The 17,220-nt window shown below is 43.1% G+C and carries 22 protein-coding genes and 1 tRNA gene; 12 read left to right on the forward strand and 11 right to left on the reverse strand.

The features are described from left to right. Positions 1-5 precede the first annotated feature (5 nt). On the forward strand, positions 6-1,316 hold the full coding sequence (locus FTD44_RS09585; RefSeq protein ID WP_246625394.1) for an efflux RND transporter periplasmic adaptor subunit: 1,311 nt from the start codon (positions 6-8) through the stop codon (positions 1,314-1,316). Between the two features lie 143 nt (positions 1,317-1,459). Here the strand turns inward: FTD44_RS09585 and FTD44_RS09590 are convergent. Next, positions 1,460-1,531, reverse strand: a tRNA-Met gene (locus tag FTD44_RS09590). A gap of 103 nt (positions 1,532-1,634) precedes the next feature. Next, a complete protein-coding gene (locus FTD44_RS09595) occupies positions 1,635-2,849 on the reverse strand; it encodes a MalY/PatB family protein (RefSeq protein ID WP_222166246.1) in 1,215 nt (404 codons plus the stop codon). Between the two features lie 386 nt (positions 2,850-3,235). Between FTD44_RS09595 and FTD44_RS09600 the strand changes: the two genes are divergently transcribed. The 3 genes from FTD44_RS09600 to FTD44_RS09610 all read left to right on the forward strand — a co-directional run bounded on the left by FTD44_RS09600 (position 3,236) and on the right by FTD44_RS09610 (position 4,811). Continuing rightward, positions 3,236-3,694, forward strand: a complete 459-nt coding sequence (locus tag FTD44_RS09600) for a hypothetical protein (protein WP_222166247.1) — start codon at positions 3,236-3,238, stop codon at positions 3,692-3,694. Between the two features lie 133 nt (positions 3,695-3,827). Beyond that, positions 3,828-4,286: a hypothetical protein gene (locus FTD44_RS09605; RefSeq protein ID WP_222166248.1), complete on the forward strand. Its 459-nt coding sequence runs from the start codon at positions 3,828-3,830 to the stop codon at positions 4,284-4,286. Positions 4,287-4,457: 171 nt separating this feature from the next. Beyond that, positions 4,458-4,811 carry a hypothetical protein gene (locus tag FTD44_RS09610; RefSeq protein ID WP_222166249.1) on the forward strand — a complete coding sequence of 118 codons (354 nt, stop codon included), beginning with the start codon at positions 4,458-4,460 and terminating at the stop codon, positions 4,809-4,811. A gap of 51 nt (positions 4,812-4,862) precedes the next feature. On the opposite strand, the gene FTD44_RS09615 is transcribed toward FTD44_RS09610, so the two are convergent. Further along, entirely contained in the window at positions 4,863-5,660 is a 798-nt protein-coding gene (locus FTD44_RS09615; RefSeq protein ID WP_222166250.1) for a hypothetical protein, read from the reverse strand. A 35-nt stretch (positions 5,661-5,695) separates the two neighbouring features. Then, complete coding sequence (locus FTD44_RS09620; RefSeq protein WP_222166251.1) at positions 5,696-6,163, reverse strand: OsmC family protein; 468 nt, start codon at positions 6,161-6,163, stop codon at positions 5,696-5,698. Positions 6,164-6,248: 85 nt separating this feature from the next. Here FTD44_RS09620 and FTD44_RS09625 point away from each other — a divergent pair, with 85 nt between their 5' ends. Beyond that, positions 6,249-7,262 (forward strand): XAC2610-related protein, encoded by a 1,014-nt coding sequence (locus tag FTD44_RS09625; protein WP_222166252.1) that lies wholly within the window; start codon positions 6,249-6,251, stop codon positions 7,260-7,262. Here FTD44_RS09625 and dtd read toward each other — a convergent pair. Then, positions 7,259-7,708, reverse strand: a complete 450-nt coding sequence (gene dtd / locus FTD44_RS09630; RefSeq protein WP_222166253.1) for a D-aminoacyl-tRNA deacylase — start codon at positions 7,706-7,708, stop codon at positions 7,259-7,261. The two genes, FTD44_RS09625 and dtd, sit on opposite strands and share 4 nt — an antisense overlap. Before the next feature lie 69 nt (positions 7,709-7,777). Here dtd and FTD44_RS09635 point away from each other — a divergent pair, with 69 nt between their 5' ends. Beyond that, the gene (locus tag FTD44_RS09635) at positions 7,778-8,308 is read left to right on the forward strand and encodes an SRPBCC family protein (RefSeq protein WP_222166254.1); all 531 of its coding nucleotides are present in this window, start codon (positions 7,778-7,780) and stop codon (positions 8,306-8,308) included. Between the two features lie 217 nt (positions 8,309-8,525). Here the strand turns inward: FTD44_RS09635 and FTD44_RS09640 are convergent, their stop codons facing one another. The 3 genes from FTD44_RS09640 to FTD44_RS09650 all read right to left on the reverse strand — a co-directional run bounded on the left by FTD44_RS09640 (position 8,526) and on the right by FTD44_RS09650 (position 11,471). Continuing rightward, positions 8,526-9,107: a LemA family protein gene (locus tag FTD44_RS09640; protein ID WP_129021640.1), complete on the reverse strand. Its 582-nt coding sequence runs from the start codon at positions 9,105-9,107 to the stop codon at positions 8,526-8,528. 70 nt (positions 9,108-9,177) lie between these two features. Next, on the reverse strand, positions 9,178-10,056 hold the full coding sequence (locus tag FTD44_RS09645; RefSeq protein WP_129021639.1) for an NAD kinase: 879 nt from the start codon (positions 10,054-10,056) through the stop codon (positions 9,178-9,180). Positions 10,057-10,064: 8 nt separating this feature from the next. Beyond that, the gene (locus FTD44_RS09650; protein ID WP_222166255.1) at positions 10,065-11,471 is read right to left on the reverse strand and encodes a BamA/TamA family outer membrane protein; all 1,407 of its coding nucleotides are present in this window, start codon (positions 11,469-11,471) and stop codon (positions 10,065-10,067) included. 125 nt (positions 11,472-11,596) lie between these two features. On the opposite strand from FTD44_RS09650, the gene FTD44_RS09655 reads away from it, so the two are divergent. From FTD44_RS09655 to FTD44_RS09670, 4 genes are all read left to right on the forward strand, one after another. After that, positions 11,597-12,157, forward strand: coding sequence for a nucleotide exchange factor GrpE (locus tag FTD44_RS09655; RefSeq protein WP_222166256.1), 561 nt, complete (start codon positions 11,597-11,599; stop codon positions 12,155-12,157). Between the two features lie 53 nt (positions 12,158-12,210). Further along, a complete protein-coding gene (dnaJ, locus tag FTD44_RS09660; protein ID WP_222166257.1) occupies positions 12,211-13,371 on the forward strand; it encodes a molecular chaperone DnaJ in 1,161 nt (386 codons plus the stop codon). Positions 13,372-13,644: 273 nt separating this feature from the next. Continuing rightward, entirely contained in the window at positions 13,645-14,031 is a 387-nt protein-coding gene (locus FTD44_RS09665) for a hypothetical protein (RefSeq protein WP_246625395.1), read from the forward strand. A 240-nt stretch (positions 14,032-14,271) separates the two neighbouring features. After that, the gene (locus FTD44_RS09670) at positions 14,272-14,571 is read left to right on the forward strand and encodes a hypothetical protein (RefSeq protein WP_222166258.1); all 300 of its coding nucleotides are present in this window, start codon (positions 14,272-14,274) and stop codon (positions 14,569-14,571) included. A 42-nt stretch (positions 14,572-14,613) separates the two neighbouring features. On the opposite strand, the gene FTD44_RS09675 is transcribed toward FTD44_RS09670, so the two are convergent. Both FTD44_RS09675 and FTD44_RS09680 read right to left on the reverse strand, forming a co-directional pair. Next, the gene (locus FTD44_RS09675) at positions 14,614-15,072 is read right to left on the reverse strand and encodes a restriction endonuclease (RefSeq protein WP_222166669.1); all 459 of its coding nucleotides are present in this window, start codon (positions 15,070-15,072) and stop codon (positions 14,614-14,616) included. Continuing rightward, positions 15,072-15,446 carry a restriction endonuclease gene (locus tag FTD44_RS09680; protein WP_222166259.1) on the reverse strand — a complete coding sequence of 125 codons (375 nt, stop codon included), beginning with the start codon at positions 15,444-15,446 and terminating at the stop codon, positions 15,072-15,074. Before FTD44_RS09680 ends, FTD44_RS09675 begins: the two co-directional genes overlap by 1 nt. 335 nt (positions 15,447-15,781) lie before the next feature. Between FTD44_RS09680 and FTD44_RS09685 the strand changes: the two genes are divergently transcribed. Both FTD44_RS09685 and FTD44_RS09690 read left to right on the forward strand, forming a co-directional pair. Further along, entirely contained in the window at positions 15,782-16,750 is a 969-nt protein-coding gene (locus FTD44_RS09685) for an IS1595 family transposase (protein WP_222166260.1), read from the forward strand. A 95-nt stretch (positions 16,751-16,845) separates the two neighbouring features. Beyond that, positions 16,846-17,037 (forward strand): hypothetical protein, encoded by a 192-nt coding sequence (locus FTD44_RS09690; protein ID WP_222166261.1) that lies wholly within the window; start codon positions 16,846-16,848, stop codon positions 17,035-17,037. Here the strand turns inward: FTD44_RS09690 and FTD44_RS09695 are convergent. Next, complete coding sequence (locus tag FTD44_RS09695) at positions 17,030-17,167, reverse strand: hypothetical protein (RefSeq protein ID WP_222166262.1); 138 nt, start codon at positions 17,165-17,167, stop codon at positions 17,030-17,032. The two genes, FTD44_RS09690 and FTD44_RS09695, sit on opposite strands and share 8 nt — an antisense overlap. Positions 17,168-17,220 lie beyond the last annotated feature (53 nt).

Genomic DNA, 17,220 nt, shown 5'->3' on the forward strand with positions numbered 1-17,220 from the left:
ATACTATGAAAATTCAGATAAAAATATTGCTTGCAGCATGCAGTATCATACTGCTCAACAGCTGCGGTGAACAGCATAAGGAAGGTGATGGACATACACATGGAACAGCGGCAAAAGCAGCAGCACCGGAGAAAGAACCTGCACACGAAGAAGCAGTGCAAACTATAGCCAGTCTTACTGCTGAACAGATAAAGGCCGCCGGAATAACCCTGGGGAGCATTGAACAGAAAAACCTGACGGCATCCATCAAGGCTAACGGTGCACTAAGGGTGCCGAATAATAATAAAGCCAATGCCACTTCTCTGTATGGGGGAGTGATCAAAAGCCTTAAGGTGCAAATGGGCGATTATGTCCGCAAAGGGCAGGTGATTGCCACTATAGAAAATCCGCAGTTCATACAATTGCAGGAAGAATACCTGACGACAGGAAGTCGTATAACCCTTGCTGAGCAAGAGTTACAAAGGCAAAGAGAACTGACGGATGGGAATGCCGGTGCGCTTAAAAACCTGCAAAATGCAACGATGGAGTTGAATACCTTGCGTACGCGTAGAGCCTCCCTGCAAAAACAGATACAATTAATGGGTATTAATCCGTCTTCTGTTCATGCATCCAATCTGAGGTCTGCACTGGTCGTGACCAGTCCTATAAATGGTACGATCAGTAAGGAGTTTGCTACTATAGGCAGTTATGTCGATGTGTCTTCTCCTGTCGTGGAGATTGTGGACAATGGTTTACTGCACCTGGACCTGCAGGTATTTGAGCGGGATCTGCCCTATATCAAAGTAGGACAGACGGTATTGTTTACCCTCACCAATAATCCACAGACCACCTATACTGCTAAGGTCTATAATATTGGTTCTTCTTTTGAGAATGAGAGCAAGACTGTAGCCGTACACTGTACGGTAACCGGTAATAAGTCAGGTCTGATCGATGGTATGAACATTACCGGTATGGTGAGCATCAATAATGTGCTGACCTCTGCAGTGCCTGCAGAAGCGATTGCAGAGGCCGATGGTAAATACTATATTTTTATCCGGACAGTAAAAGAGGCTGAGGCACATAATGATCATGGTCATGCCCATGATGAAGGGGAGAAAGGGCATGGGCATAAAGATGAGCCGGCCGCTGCGGCACATGCCGAAAGTCAGGGTGGTCGTATGAATTTTGAAAAAGTAGAAGTGCTGAAAGGTACTACCGATATGGGTTATACCGCTATTACACCGGTAAGGGAATTGCCTGCAGGTACAGAAGTTGTCGTAAAGGGAGCATTCTTTATCAATGCTGCGATGAGCAATACCGGCGGGCATGAGCATTAGCGCCTGCCTGTGGAGATGTTAGATTAAAGTACAAAGCAGATAAGACATACTTATCTGCTTTGTACTTATTGGGGTAATCCGTAAGAATTGATCCAAAAGAAAAACGGTGATTGTAAAGACATTTACAATCACCGTTTTGTTAGTAGCGAGGGCTGGAATCGAACCAACGACCTTCGGGTTATGAGCCCGACGAGCTACCGCTGCTCTACCTCGCGCTGTGTGGGTGCAAAGGTATGGCATTGTTTTTAGAAAAGTAACATTTAATTAAAATGATTTGAGATAATTATTTTAACCATATCAGTATAGACTAAATTGTTGTTAGGATATATGCTGCTGTATAGCATGTATGATACGCTTGAAACCTTCTGTCAGTAAGGATTTCGGGCAAGCCAGGTTTAGCCGTATATAACCATCTCCGTTATCTACAAACATATTACCGCCCTCTAATAGTACGCCCGCTTCCGTTGCAAAGAATTCCGAAATATTGCTGTAGGGAATATGTGGTATATATGCCGAAAAGTCAATCCAGGCAAGGTATGTAGCATCTGGTATGTTGAAGTTACATTCAGGCAGATAGGTATTTAGTTGCTCGGATAAATACGCGAAATTGCCGTCCAGGTAGGCTTTCAGCTGTTCCAGCCAGTCTTCACAATGCGCATAAGCAGCCTGGACTGCGGCAACACTTAATGGAGATAAAAGGTCGAAATACAATACCTGCCACTGTTTGCGGACCTGCTCATCCGGGATAAAGATATGAGACATCAGGTTGCCGGCCAGGTTAAAAGTCTTACTGGGTGCGGTACAGGTAATGATGCGTTCATTATCGGGAAATAGTTTTGCAAGTGGCGTATGACGGATACCTTTACGGAGCAGGTCACAATGAATCTCATCAGAGATCAGCCAGATATTGCGCTCCTGGCATATTGCACCGATTTTACGCAGTTCTGTTTCTGTCCAGACCCTGCCAGTAGGGTTATGGGGATTGCAGAAGATGAATACTTTAATGTTTTTTTCAGGATCATCCAGTTGCTGTCTGATATCTTCAAAATTCAGTTCGTAAGCATTATCCACCCGCATCAGTGAACTGTAATACACTGTACGGTTGTTGATATCTCCTGCCACTTTGAATGGGGTATAGGACGGCGTATTGATCAGGATACTTTCTCCTGCGCCGGTCAGCAGATTGACTAAGCGATTGAGGGCTGGCACCACGCCGGGAGCGGTGACGATATGATCGGTATTGATTGTCCATTGATACCTTTTCAGGAACCATTGTTTCAGGGTGTCGAAATAGGCGGGATCAAAGATTAGGGTGTAGCCCAGAATCTGTCTGTCCAGTCGGGCCCTGATCGCATCCAGTATTTCCGGAGGTGTTGCAAAATCCATATCCGCTACCCACATTCTGATATATTCTTCTTCTTTAAACGGGAAAGGTTTATCTCCGTTGTTACCAAACATATAGCCTTTCCAGCCTTCAAAGCTGACACTGTTTGTCCCTTTACGGTCAATGATCTCGTCGAAATTATAATGCATAATATGAGCTTTCAGATAAAGGAGTAAAAATAAGGCTTAAATGAACTGTAGGTATAGTATATATCATATTTGATTTATGATATTCTTTATCTCAAAATGGGTAAATGTTGAGTCATTATTATATGTACTGCATTGTTTACCTGTACTGTACATTTTTCACATTTGTGTAATTTATTTTTCAAAAATGTTCTTTTTTTTGAAAAATCATTTTACCTTCAACTTCTCAATTGTGTGAATAAAAATAAAAAATCTCTTCTGTGAACAGAACGGGCAAAGCCGAAAACCCGTGGAAACGAGTAGGCATTATTCATCACCCGAAAAACCAGTTGCCTTGCAGCTGGCCGGTATAGCTAAACAAAAATTTTTAACTCCTTTAATTTTTAGTTATGAAAAAGTTATACTTCTTTTTAGTAGCAATGATCCTGCCTGTTGCTATGTGGGCACAAATGCCATCGGCGTACAGCCTGAGAGTACTCAATCAAACGCCATGGCCTCAGCAGTATGTTATATTTGGTGATGAGCTTTGCGGACCTTGCGGATCAACTTACGCCAGCGTTACATTGACTATTGCACCAATGAGTACGATTACCTATCCTAACAGTACACCATTAGGCGGTAGCTATCCTCCAACAATGAATAAAGGAATCGTAGGGGCCAAAATCCTGAACGGACCAATTGTATGTAGCCCTGGTGGAGGTACAGTAGGTCAGCCTCCTTGTGGTTTACCGCCTTCATATGGCTATGTAACCATAGTGCCAGGCTGTACTCCTGCCGGACCTACCAAAGCAACATGGATACCTGCTCAGAACTGTGAGCTTCCGGCTCAGCTGATTTTCCAGCCGTAATGACCAGATACTTCAAATTTGGTATTAGTGTATATGGAAACCTTATGCTGTGAACAAAACGGGCACCACCGGTTGCCTTGCAATGTACCGGTTTAATACACTCTGTTTTTACATTTAACTCCTCTAAATTTTTATGAAAAAGTTATATTTCTTCTTACTGGCTTTAATCCTGCCGGTAGCGCTTTGGGCACAAGCCCCATCTGCATACAGCCTGCGTATCCAAAACCAGACCCCATGGCCACAGCAATGTGTGATATTCGGTGGGGAAGTGTGTGGACCTTGTGCTTCGACCTATACCAGTGTGACCATTATGGTTGCACCTATGACCACTCTTAGTTATGGTAATAGTACAACACTTGGCGGTAGCTATCCTCCTTCAGTACCGAAAGGAATTGTGGGTGCTAAAATTCTGAATGGCCCGGCTGTGTGTAGTCCTGGTGGTGGTACTGTCGGACAGCCTCCTTGCGGACTGCCTACTACTTATGGTTATGTGACCGTACTGCCTGGCTGTACTCCTGCCGGACCTACGAAAGCTATCTGGGTACCGGCTACAAACTGTCAGAGTACTGCACAGCTCATATTCCAACCTTAATACTTAATTAGAATATCTGTTGCAGCTTTGCTGCAGTGTACATAAGAACCGCGTACCTGGGTGCGCGGTTTTTTCTTGTATATTCTCCCATCTCTAAATATGGGAAAATATATTATTTCTCTTTATTGTGTTTTTATTTTTGATATATTTGAGCAACTAAATTATTCTGCTATGTTGAAAAGTATGGCCATTATGGCATTTTCATTATGTTCTGTTACAGGTATGGCTTTTGCCGGCCAGCCGGAACAGCCTGTAATCACCGCTTCCGGAACGCTTAATGCCTTTCCCGCATTGCGCAATGCAAATGCACCAACTACGGCTTTTGCGCACAAAAGAATTTCCGATGTGGCTCCGATCCTTATCGGAGGCTTCTTGTATTTTGTATCCGAGGATGAGCGTAACTGCTTTATGAATCAAGTGGTAGATACGAAAGATCCGCAAGGACTAACCTGGTCTTATTACTTTGACCAGGCACAGGAAGTACAAGTATCTTATGATTTACACACTTGTGGAGCCGTAAAATAGTTGCCATAAATCTTATGAATGTAAAATGGAGCGAATGATTTCGCTCCATTTTTATCCTCTGTTTTTCTTTTTATACTGCAACATCAGGTACTTGCTCTTCTGTTGTATGGCTCTGTGCAAGGCTTTCCAGTTGTTGTCAAATGTTTCATGATAGGTTTGCGGGTCGGTTTCATCACCGATATCTACGGGGTAGTATGCCGTAGCTTTTGACTTTACCAGTTTGTCCTGTGTATTTACGGGCATGGTATACACAATCTGTTTGAGTTCTTTAGCATCCAGGCCATCGCTATCTCCGAAATAAGTAAGGTAAAATTCAGGCTTGCCATCTTTATCGGCATCCTCAATAGCACAGAGATCCAGGACATAATCGGGCCAGTATACCACGTTGCCGAAATCTTTGAACTGTACACGTTCTATACTTTGTCCGCCCGGTTGCTCTTGTAGTACAAAGGCATACAGCCTGTCTTCCCGCATGATGCTGGTATCTATCGCCTTACCTGTCATTTCGCTATGCTGATGGCTTCCTTCTTCCACTACCCATTTGCGGTTGGCGAAATCATACCGCTCCGCCACCGCTCCGTCTTTATAATCGATATAACGGGTTGATGATACCGTAATGCGGTTAAACACAAAACTGAAATTACCAGATGTGCTGGTGTAGCGCAGGATCAGTTCTGTAGTACCATACTGGTCAGCCTTATAAGCATAGGGCAGTCCGCTGGCCTGTGTATAGGCGGCGGCTTTTGCAGGCAGGTATGACTGTATTGTGGCTTTACTTTGCTGGGCAATAGCAGAGGCAGACAGGAGTACAGCCGGTAAAAGGGCGGCTAGTCTTTGGAAATATACCATCTTTTATGATTGCGGTAATGCAGTATCCGCCTGCATTACGGAGTTTGTATTTTAGGTTGTTGCGTAACGGGGAAGTTGACCGAACGGGCAATGAAGCAGGAAGCATGTGCCTGTTCATGCAGGGCATACGCTTTCGGAATCATAGATTCTTCTGCAACAGTAACCAATGGATATAGCGTTGCAGCCGTAAATTGCCCTCCGCCTTCCACCTCATCCATAGTTGCCTTCGCCTCATCTTCATAAGCCAGTACAATGATGCCGGCATCGGCACACAGGTGCAGGTACCACAGCATATGACAGGAGGAAAGCGAGGCCAGCAGCAGTTCTTCAGGATTGTGTCTGGCCGCATCGCCCCGGAAAGCCGGATCAGAAGAGGCCGCAATAGGCGCCTTACCGGGAAGGTCAATCAGGTGGCTGCGCTCATATTCGCGGTAACCACTGGTGCCTGTACCGTTATTGCCGGTCCAGGTAATATGTGTCTGGTATTGATGATGAGTAGCCATAGTAATGATGATTATCTTGAGTGAGGTATGTATTCAAAAATAAGTAAAAAATACTGTAGTTTGCAGGGTATAAATACTCCTATATATGCACCGTATCCTTATTGTCTCATGTTGTATTCTGGCTGGCCTGCAGCAGGTTACCGCACAGACAACCTATAAGATTGATCATTTTTCAGATCAGTATTATGCCAAAGTATTTATTAAGGATACCGCAGAAGTATTCAGCCCCGGCTGGGTTGCCGTATACAACCAGCAGGATAAGGAATTACTGAAGGTAGAATCGGAAGAACTGGCACTGGAACTGCATGACGGCAAAGTTGTAGCCAATATCCGCGAGCTGCCATACGGAGAACAAAGCGTGGTGCAGTACCTGGATGTAAACTTTGACGGCATCAAGGACCTGGCTATAGAAGATGGACAGAACAGTTGCTATCACGGCCCCTCCTTCCAGATATACCTGGGGCATAAAGGAGGATTTACCTATAGTCCATCATTCACCCGCCTGGCACAGGAATACTGCGGGCTGTTTGAGGTAAATGAAACAGAAAAAAGGTTGTACACCATGACTAAAAGTGGTTGCTGCTGGCATCAGCTCTCTTCGTTTGAAGTAGTCAATAATACGCCGGAAGAACGTGAAGTGGTAGAAGAGGATTTTTCCGGCGGACGCTATCCTTTCGGAACCCTTACCCGCAGGCATTGGGATGGAAAGAAGATGCAGACTACTGTAACTGAGATTGTTTCTATAGATGAGGTGACTATTCGCTTTGCTTTTACAGTAGAGAAGAATGATAAACTGCTCACTTTATTCTTGCAGGATAATACGCTGTATTATGCCTTGCAGGATAAGGAAGAAAGGGTAGAGTTGTCTTATCCGGAATCGGCGGGCACAGCAGACTTTACTTATAATGCCAAAGACAATACCCTGCAGTTTAAAAATAAAGGTGCTACTTATACAATTTATGAACAGGGTAATCAATGTGGCGTCCGTATCCTGACCGGCGGCAAAACTTATGACTGGACCGGCCGTGCAGACAGCCGGAAAGGCCGGCTGAAGCGTATTGCAGAGGAGCTGCCTGACAATGTAAAACTGGTTCGCTAGGCTTGCTTGCTGTCTATAATAATCGTTACCGGACCGTCGTTAATTAAGCCCACCTGCATATCGGCACCGAATATCCCGGTGGCTACAGGCTTATCCAGCAGGGCAGCAGTGGCGGCACAAAATTGTTCATATAATGGAATCGCCGCTTCCGGGCGGGCAGCCTGTATAAAAGATGGTCGGTTACCTTTGCGTGTAGCGGCCATCAGGGTAAACTGGCTTACAACCATTATCTCACCATTAATATCTTTTACAGAAAGGTTCATTAAACCCTGTTCATCGCTGAAGATGCGGAGCTGTACCAGTTTCTGGCTCAGGTAGCGTATATCATCTTCCGTATCATCTGTACCAATACCGAGTAGAACCAGTAGTCCCTGATTGATGTGGCTGTGCTGTTTATGATCAATGGTAACGGACGCTTCTTTTACCCTTTGTACTACTAGTTTCATGTTTATCTGTCGCTTACTATGCGGTTTTGTTAAAAGTAGTATTTTTGCCGTAACAACAATAGGAGGATTATGAAAAAAGTTTTAAAAGTTATCGGGATTATACTCCTGCTGATCATAGCAGTAGTACTGGTCGGGGGACTCTTTGCGCCGAAGCATTATCATTTCGAAAAGAAAGTAGAGATTGCTGCTGCCAAGAGTAAAGTCTGGAACAATGTCAATAGCCTGAGTGCTATTATTAAATGGATGCCATGGATGAAGATGGATCCGAAAATGACCTCGCAGATTACCGGAGATGATGGTAATGTAGGAGCCGCTTATGTATGGAAAAGCGAGCAAATGGGCGATGGCAAGATGACCATAACCAGCCTGGTGCCTATGGATAAAACAGGCTTGTCTCTGGAGTTTGGACCGAGTAAAACGCCGGCAAAAGCAGACCTGCTGCTGAGCGGGGACGAAACGCATACAAGTGTGACCTGGACATTCGATACAGATTATCAGTACCCGATGAACTTTATATTCGGAACCTTTATGGGGAAGTTCCTGGATAAAGATTTCGGAAAAGGCTTACAGGATCTGAAAGCGATCAGCGAAGCACAATAAATAATCATTTCATTTAACCAATATAGAAAGGTTCCCGCGGCGCAGCCGCGGGAACCTTTCTATATTGTACCCTTCGAGCCTTAGGGTGTTTATTGGATGGTAACCTGATCTACAAATTGTACCAGACAAAATTTTCATGCTTGCAACAATGGTACTTACATAAAAAATCTGCGGCGCTGTTGTAAACAGCGCCGCAGATTTTTTATGTATTGATATTTTAGAATTTTACTTCAGGTGCTTTTTGTGCCGTAGCATCAGCTTCGAAATATCCTTTCTCTTTGAAGCCGAACATTTTTGCGGTGATATTGGCCGGGAAGCTGCGAATAGAGCTATTGTACTCCTGTACCGATTCATTAAAGTTCTTACGGGCTACGCCAATTCTGTTTTCCGTTCCGGCAATCTCATCCTGCAAAGCAAGGAAGTTCTGATTGGTTTTGAGGTCCGGATAAGCTTCTGTCAGCATCATCAGTTTGCCTAATGCCTGGCTCAGCTCGCCTTGTGCAGCCTGGTATTCCTTGATTTTTTCAGGAGACAGGTCATCAGCGTTTACGGTGATCTGCGTTGCTTTTGCGCGGGCATTGATCACTGCTTCCAGTGTACCTCTTTCATTGGCAGCAGCGCCTTTTACTGTATTCACCAGGTTAGTGATTAGGTCGGCTCTGCGCTGGTATTGGGTTTGTACTTCTCCCCATTTCGACTTCACCGTTTCATCTTTTTTCACCATGGAGTTATAACTGCAGGAGCTGAAGAAGAACATTACAGCCAGCAGGCTCAGTAAAGGTAATAAGCGTTTTTTCATATTTCTTGTGTTTAATTATTTACTCAAATGTACAATAATCCATAATATAAAATCCTGTCCGGGACCGGAATTAATTTCGCGTATCGATGCCCCAGAACAGTTTCTTGCGAATTGTATTGAGGAAGTTATGTTCATCCAGGCGGATCAGGTTCAGGCCGAAGCGTTCCTTCTTCACTGCAAGCTGTATTTTACTGTTAATCGTAGCCACGCGGGAGTCCAGCGTACACAGGAACTGATCGGTACGGCCCTCTACTTCAAAAGAAATAATGGTATCGTCCGGAACAATGATCGGACGGATATTCAGGTTATGCGGAGCAACCGGTGTCAGGATAAAGTTTCCGGCAGTAGGGAAGACCAGCGGCCCGCTACAGCTTAGAGAATAACCCGTAGAACCCGTTGGAGTCGCGACGATCAGGCCATCGGCCCAGTAAGTATTCAGGAAGTCACCGTTCAGGAAAGTATGTATTTTGATCATTGAAGACGAGTCCTTCCGATGCAGGGTAAACTCATTCAAGGCAAAAGGATAATCTCCAAACAATGGCTCGCTGGAGTCGAGGTGTATAAGCGAACGTTTCTCAATAGAGTAGGAGCCCAATGCCAGCGCTTTTACGGCAATGGCAATTTCGTCCTGGTTTACATCGGCAAGGAAGCCCAGCCTGCCCAGGTTTACACCCAGTGTAGGAATATTGGAATCGTGTACAAAACATACGGTATCCAGCATCGTACCATCACCCCCGAGGCTCAGCATCAGGTCTATATCATGATTGAGGTCGGTATGATTAGTAAACAGGGTAGGCGTGTAATCCAGTTCTATACTGCTTTGTAGCCGTTCGTAAAAGTCTTTGTAGAGAACGATCTCGAAACGGTAAGAATGCAGCAGCGAGATCAGCTGCTTGAAAAATGGAATATCAGACGGTTCGAAAACCCTGTTGTATAGTGCTATTCTCATGCGTATAATTATTCTCCGGACTTATGTATATACAGGTCTTTAAGGCCTTCGCGATTGAATGTATACTCCAGCCGGATTTTAATATCATATAAAGTTACAATATCCAGTCCAATTCCGTAACTGTACAGGAATTTATTGTTCAGGTACTGGTTGCCCATATCTTTACGGTAAGTATAGCCTGCATCTGCAAAGACTTTGGCATACACGCGTACAGGCACCACCTGGAAATATTTGATGGGTAATTTAATGCTGCGGTCAATCAGTGTACGTTTTATACTGGCACGGGTCAGGGCAAATATACTGCCGTCCATAACAAAGTATTCATAACCCCGCATCACATCATAATCATAGCCCATATTGCGCTGGAAGATATAGGGTACCTCTTTGTTAAAAGCGATACGGCCCCTGCTGATGCTGGAGATATACCATTTCGGAAAGGGGTTACGGTAATAATCATATTGCAGGTGCAGGGAAGGCATGCCTGCTCCTTTAATGACCTGCTGATAAGCTGCAATGCCGATAAAACGGGAGCCTTTGAGCGGGTAGTTCCAGTTATCTACTTTATTGTGTTCCAACCGGTACTCCAGGTTCAGCACTGTAGCCGATGTACGGCCATTACCCAGGTAATCCGGATTCAGCAGATTGGCAATACTATCGTGTATAGAATACTGTTGTAAGGTTGTTTTGAAGATGTGTCGTGTGGCAAACTGCGGACGGTAAGTATACCATACGGCAGCCTCGGCCAGTCGCAGCGCCGGTTGCGTTTCGAATCGTGCGAAGCGCAATTTATTGCTGTCGGTTATATAACTGACTTCCAGGTTTTGGAGGTATTGAACCGATGCTCCCAGTCCGTGCTGTTTACGGGCATCGATGAACGGACGCTCATAGCTCAGCAGGAATTTCTTTGTATACCCGATCTGTACGCCGACACCCAGTATATCTCTTCTGCCGTTTACATTGTTATGCAGCAGGGTTAGTCCCACATTCAGCCGGTTCAGCTTGCGGTGCTGCTCTGTCCACCATACATTGAAATTGCGGTCAGCAAATTCGAGATTAGGTTTAGGGAAAATGGGAAAGCGCTCTTTAACTGTAAAACGAACTACATACCGGCCTTCTGTTGTGAAGGTATCGGCGGTCGCCTGGTTGAATAACTGGGTATTGAATAAGCGTTGCTCTGCTACTTTTAAAATATGGGGCAGTGAATCGGCAGGCAGGCATTGTCCCTGGCTGAAATTGAGTTCGCGCTCCATAAAAGTGGCCTGTGTGCGGTGATTGCCTTCGAAAATGATCGAATCAATGCACACGCGCTGCTGTGCCGGAGCCGGAGACACCAGTAACAGTAGACAGACCGTAAAATACAGCAGGAAACGCACGGGCGCAAAGGTACTATTTATCCGGTAGCTGCAAGGATTCAAATACAATTAATCCGTTAATGAGCATAGCTGTATACCGACATTTTGACAAAAAACAGGCTTTGGCAACAAAATTGAACATATGTAGTAGCGTAAATCATCAACCTAACAATATAAACGTATTATATATGGCAACATCGGAGCAAAACACGAACCAGGAGCAGGAAATGAACCAGGAACAGCAGGCGGAAAATACCGCACAGGATAATGCTGCAAACACCACATCAGGTGACGAAATGTCGGAATTGGATAAAGTAAAAGCCGAGTTGGCAGACATGAAAGACAAATACCTGCGCCAGGTGGCAGAGTTTGATAACTTCCGTAAGCGTAATGCTAAAGAACGCATTGAACTGATGCAAACCGCGAGCAAAGACCTGATGATTGACCTGCTGGAAGTACTGGATGACAGTGATCGTGCAGTGCAACAAATGGAGCAGTCTGATGATGTGGCTCAGATTAAAAGTGGTACTATCCTGGTATTAAACAAACTGAAACGTGTACTGGAGTCTAAAGGCCTGAAAGCTATGGAAACCAAAGGCACCGAGTTTGACGTAGAATTCCATGAAGCTATTACGGAAATTCCATCACCGACTCCTGATATGCAGGGTAAAGTGATCGATGAGCTGCAGAAAGGATATTACCTGAACGATAAACTGATCCGTCACGCGAAAGTGGTGGTAGGCAAATAATATAATAACCCGAATTTTTTACAATTTATACCGCCTTAGGGCAATAACAGACCATGAGTAAGAGAGATTATTATGAGGTGTTAGGGGTAAGCAAATCGGCGGCTGCTGATGAGATTAAAAAAGCTTACCGTAAGCTGGCATTACAGTACCACCCGGATCGCAACCCGGGCGATGCAGCCGCAGAGGAGAAATTTAAAGAAGCTGCAGAAGCATACGATGTACTGAGTAATGAGGATAAGAAAGCCCGTTACGATCGTTTCGGACATGCCGGTATGAGTGGTGCCGCAGGTGGCGGCGGCGGCTTTGGCGGCGGCGGTATGAATATGGATGATATTTTCAGCCACTTCGGCGACATCTTTGGCGGCGGTGGCGGTGGATTCGGCGATATGTTTGGCGGCGGCGGTGGTCGTGCGCAGTCAAACCGCGGTTCTAACCTGCGGGTAAAGCTGAAGCTCACTTATGCGGAAATGGCGCATGGTGTAAATAAAAAGATTAAGGTTAAGAAATATGTTGGTTGTACCACCTGTAATAATACTGGTGCCAAAGACAGTAACTCTGTACAGAAATGTGCGACCTGTGGCGGTAGCGGACAGGTGCGTCGTGTAACCAATACCTTTATGGGGCAGATGCAGACCGTATCTCCATGTCCTACCTGTAACGGTCAGGGCAGTACCATTACCCACAAATGTACCAGCTGTAAAGGTGAGGGCAGGGTATATGGCGAAGAGACAATCTCTATCGATGTGCCGGCAGGTGTACAGGATGGTATGCAGCTGAGCATGAGCGGCCGTGGTAACATGGGCGAGCGTGGCGGCCCTGCAGGCGACCTGATTATCCTGATCGAGGAAGAAAGACATGCAGAACTGAGCCGTGATGGTAATGATGTACAATATGTACTGTCTTTATCCTTCCCGGATGCTGTGTTTGGTGCACAGATCGAGGTGCCGACAATTGATGGTAAGGCCAAGATCAAAATTCCACCGGGAACACAGAGTGGTAAGATCTTCCGTCTGAAAGGTAAAGGATTCCCTGATATCAACGGTTATGGCCGTGGCGATCAGCTGGTCCTGGTGAAAATATGGACTCCGCAGCACCTGACTGATGAAGAGCGTGCGGTGATCGAATCTTTGAAAGATTCCCCGAATATTCAACCGGGCGAAGATGCTAAAAAAGAGAAGAGTTTCTTTGAGAAAATCAAAGACGTATTCAGCTAAATAGAAATTTAATCAAAAAATAAGCGCAGGGTTCATTCCTGCGCTTATTTTTTGTACCTGCTCCCCAAATTCCCCATTTTCCCCGAAGTGTGGATTTTTAGGCCCCGTTCAGCGGATCTTGTTTAGATTGTATTTAATGTTATTTGTTGTTTGGATATGCTTAAGTCATTGATTATTAGTTTTATTTGATTGCATTGAGGACTAATCAATGCATTAGGCACTTTTATGGCATCATCCTTGTTGTTATATTATTGAAACCAAACAGCAGATTTTATGAACCAGGAACAAGAAAAAAAGAACCAACAGAATGATCAGTTACCAGATGAAACGACACCTTCGCAAATGCGCACATTGAGCGAGGTCATGAACAAACTGAAAAATAAAGGTTACGACAATGAACTAACCTTTTCAGATCACGGAAAAATGCAATCGGCTAATTCTAATAAAATCTATAATCCGGAAGATCTCACCATTATTAAAACCTTCCGATTCGAGGGCATCTCCGATCCGGCAGATAATACGGCTTTATACCTCACGCAGGATAAGGACAGCGAGATAGGGTATATCCTGGACATTTATGGTATCTATTCAGATCATACCGCCGCATTTGATGAATTCCTGAAACAGATACCGGTTAAAGAAAAAGATACTGAATGGTAAGCATTACAGATGCGTACCCTTATTAAAACCTGAACTTAACCACACCGATAAAACCTATATTCAAGATATTTTAAAGGTAAAACCTGCACCGGTAACATACACCAACCTATATATAACTTAAACCTAAACCTATTTTACCCTTATTAGAAACCTATATCCTTATCCTTCGTGGATTAAATAAAGACATTGCGGAGTGTAGACAGCGTTAGATTTTTTTGTTCACCACTAAAAATGAAACTTATGAAAAGCACTTTGGTTATTACGACGATGCTGATGGCGTTTATGGGCGCCACATTGGGTTACACCTCCGGACTGGGCTATACCAGCAGCGAACATATCGCTTATACGGTACAGAGCAGCAGGGTGATTCCTCAGGATACCATCACACCGAAAAAACAAACGCCCCGCAAAAAAGACAAAAGCAGAGACATCAATGAAAGAACCCTCAAAGATCAGAAGAGGGATACGATCAGCATTCCTATGCCACCGGAAGCACCGGTTCCACAACCGGATACGATGCCGGGTATGAGAATGAAGTAGGATAAATTGAAAGCCCTCCACAGATAATGTGGAGAGCTTTTGTTATACAGGCCAATAAATTTTCTTTAAGGGTACAAGCGCCTTAATCTCTGGCTCCAGATTGTCATAATTTGATATTAATAATTCAACTAACCAGTCTGAATCAATTAGCGTTATGGCAAAATTGGCTCTTTCGGCTTCATAAATGGCCTCTTTAGAAAAGCCGGTTGTCGTTACATAAATTCCTTTATGATGTCCTCGCATACCTCCAATAAAGTTTCTGATATCAGGTGCACTGATTTTATCTTTTGTACGTTTTTTTACTTCAACTTTTATCAAAGGCTGTTCTAAGAAAAGTTCATCTGGGGAAGCAATAATATCGCTACCCAAATCCCCTCCGGATTTAGCCGTCATTCGGGTTTTGTAACCCATAGTTTTTAATAGACCGGCAACCAGCGTTTCTGTATCCTGCCAGGAAAGGCCAGCAATAATATCTTTAATGAATTCCTGAGATCGAAATATTACATCGTCTTTTCTATAAGTTCTTTTCCAACAGGGGCGGCTATCTCAAATACGGTCGAAATAGAACCCAAGCTGTTTTTTGCTTCTGTAGATAAGGGATCTCTAGGTATAGCTCCATCATTCCATTCCACCTTTCTATAGTGATGATATTCTTTTGTTGGGTCAAAATGATATTCTGATATTATCTTTCCGGTATAATACTCTCTTGTTGACGAGTCATAAGTAACCACTGTATCACCAATTTTGAAATCGTATAAGAACTTTGAAAGCTGGCCAACACATTGGTTTACACGGCCTCGACTATCCTCAGGATAAGTAGTCTTGAACTTATCTTTCAACTTATGAATATCCTCTTGTGGGTTTAGTGGACCCATTTCGTTCCAGCCAATGGCTACAATGCCCTCATTTAAAAAAGGTAACTACTTACGAAAGTATACCTAATTCGGTTAAATAGTACATCCCTACTAGCTTATATGGGATTAGTCAATAGATGTTCGAAAAGTTAAATATATTATAAAGTATTTCCCGTATTTTCTTTAAATAAATTAATATTTCTTTTTCAAGTTATGGTCGCCATCGTGCGACCATTCTTTTTAGTCAAAAATTAAATTAATTAATTTATTGTGTATAATTCCTTCAGGATGAATTTAATACGTCACATTTTGACGTAGAGGCGTATTAATTTTGTATCGGATTAAAATAATACGACATGGAATTAAAATTTAAAAGCCTCCGAGAATTAGATATTTTCTTTAAAGACGAGAAAAGATGCAAGGAGTTTTACGAAAAGGTACGTTGGAATGGTAATATTACCTGCCCAAAGTGCGGTCATAATAAGATAAATCGTACCTCTCGTAGCGGAGGAGGTTATCAATGTGCTAGTAGAAATTGTAAGAAGCTATTCAGTGTTACAAGTGGAACAATGTTTGGCAGTACAAAGTTACCTTTAGGTGTATGGTTCACCAGTATCTATCTACTATGCACATCAAAGAAAGGAATTAGTAGTGTTCAATTAGGTTCTCAAATGATGGTAAGTCAAAAGACAGCATGGTTCATGAATCATCGTATCAGAAAGTCAATGGAACAAGGAGTAGATTTCTCATTTCTGACCAATATCATTGAAGCCGATGAAACCTATGTTGGTGGTAAAGTAAAGAACATGCATCAATCCAAAAAGCCTAAGAAATCACAAGGACGATCTAAATATAAGTCATCTATTTTTGGGTTATTACAACGTCATGGAATGTTAAGAACCTTTGTTACCAGTGATACCTATAAAGAAACTTTGCAACGTCTTATCGATCGAAATGTCAGAATGGATGCCGTAATGATGACGGATAAATATGATGCTTATAATGATTTGGATGAAAAATACAGGGGACACTATTCAGTTAATCATACGAAGAAAGAGTATGTAAGAAAAGAGGATGGTTACTTAGTGCATACACAGAGTATAGAGGGTTTCTGGAGTATATTTAAAAGAGGTTACATCGGGATTTATCACTACATGAGTAAGAAACATTTACAGCGTTATGCCGATGAATTTACATATAGATTTAATACTCGGAATAAAAGTCCAATGGAAAGATTTATGATGTCTTTGCAACAGGCAAGTAAAGCAAGGTTGCGATATAAAGATTTGATTAAAAAAGTGCAACATGAAGATTTTCCCGGTTAAAAAAGGGTATTAATCCCGTTTTTGATAACGATATATTGGGCGTTTAATAGTTAGTAATATATTTGATATATCACTAACTATTAAATCACATAATTATGTTTGAACCGGGAGATGTTGTCTTCGTAAAATCTGATGAAAAAAGAGAAACACCGATGGCTATTGCATCAAAAACTGAACCACAAAGGGACGGGAATTGGTATGACTGTTATTCTTACTTTTGTCAATGGCTTGACATTAATAAGCAGCAAGCAGGTGGTAGCTTTTTAGAACCTACTTTGACTAAATAGAATATGTAAGAGCACCACTTAATTTTAAATAGTAGCTTTTAATATTCTCAATCGTCAATTCTTCTTTTTTCTTCTCAATTAATTCTATAACTACTCGTAATAATTCAATATTGGCATTTTTGTTTTCCATAATTTATCATTTGTATTTGTTATTGGTATATAGTAATTAAACAGCTCCCAAAA

It is taken from the genome of Edaphocola aurantiacus (genome assembly GCF_019797745.1).
Lineage (GTDB): Bacteria > Bacteroidota > Bacteroidia > Chitinophagales > Chitinophagaceae > Edaphocola > Edaphocola aurantiacus.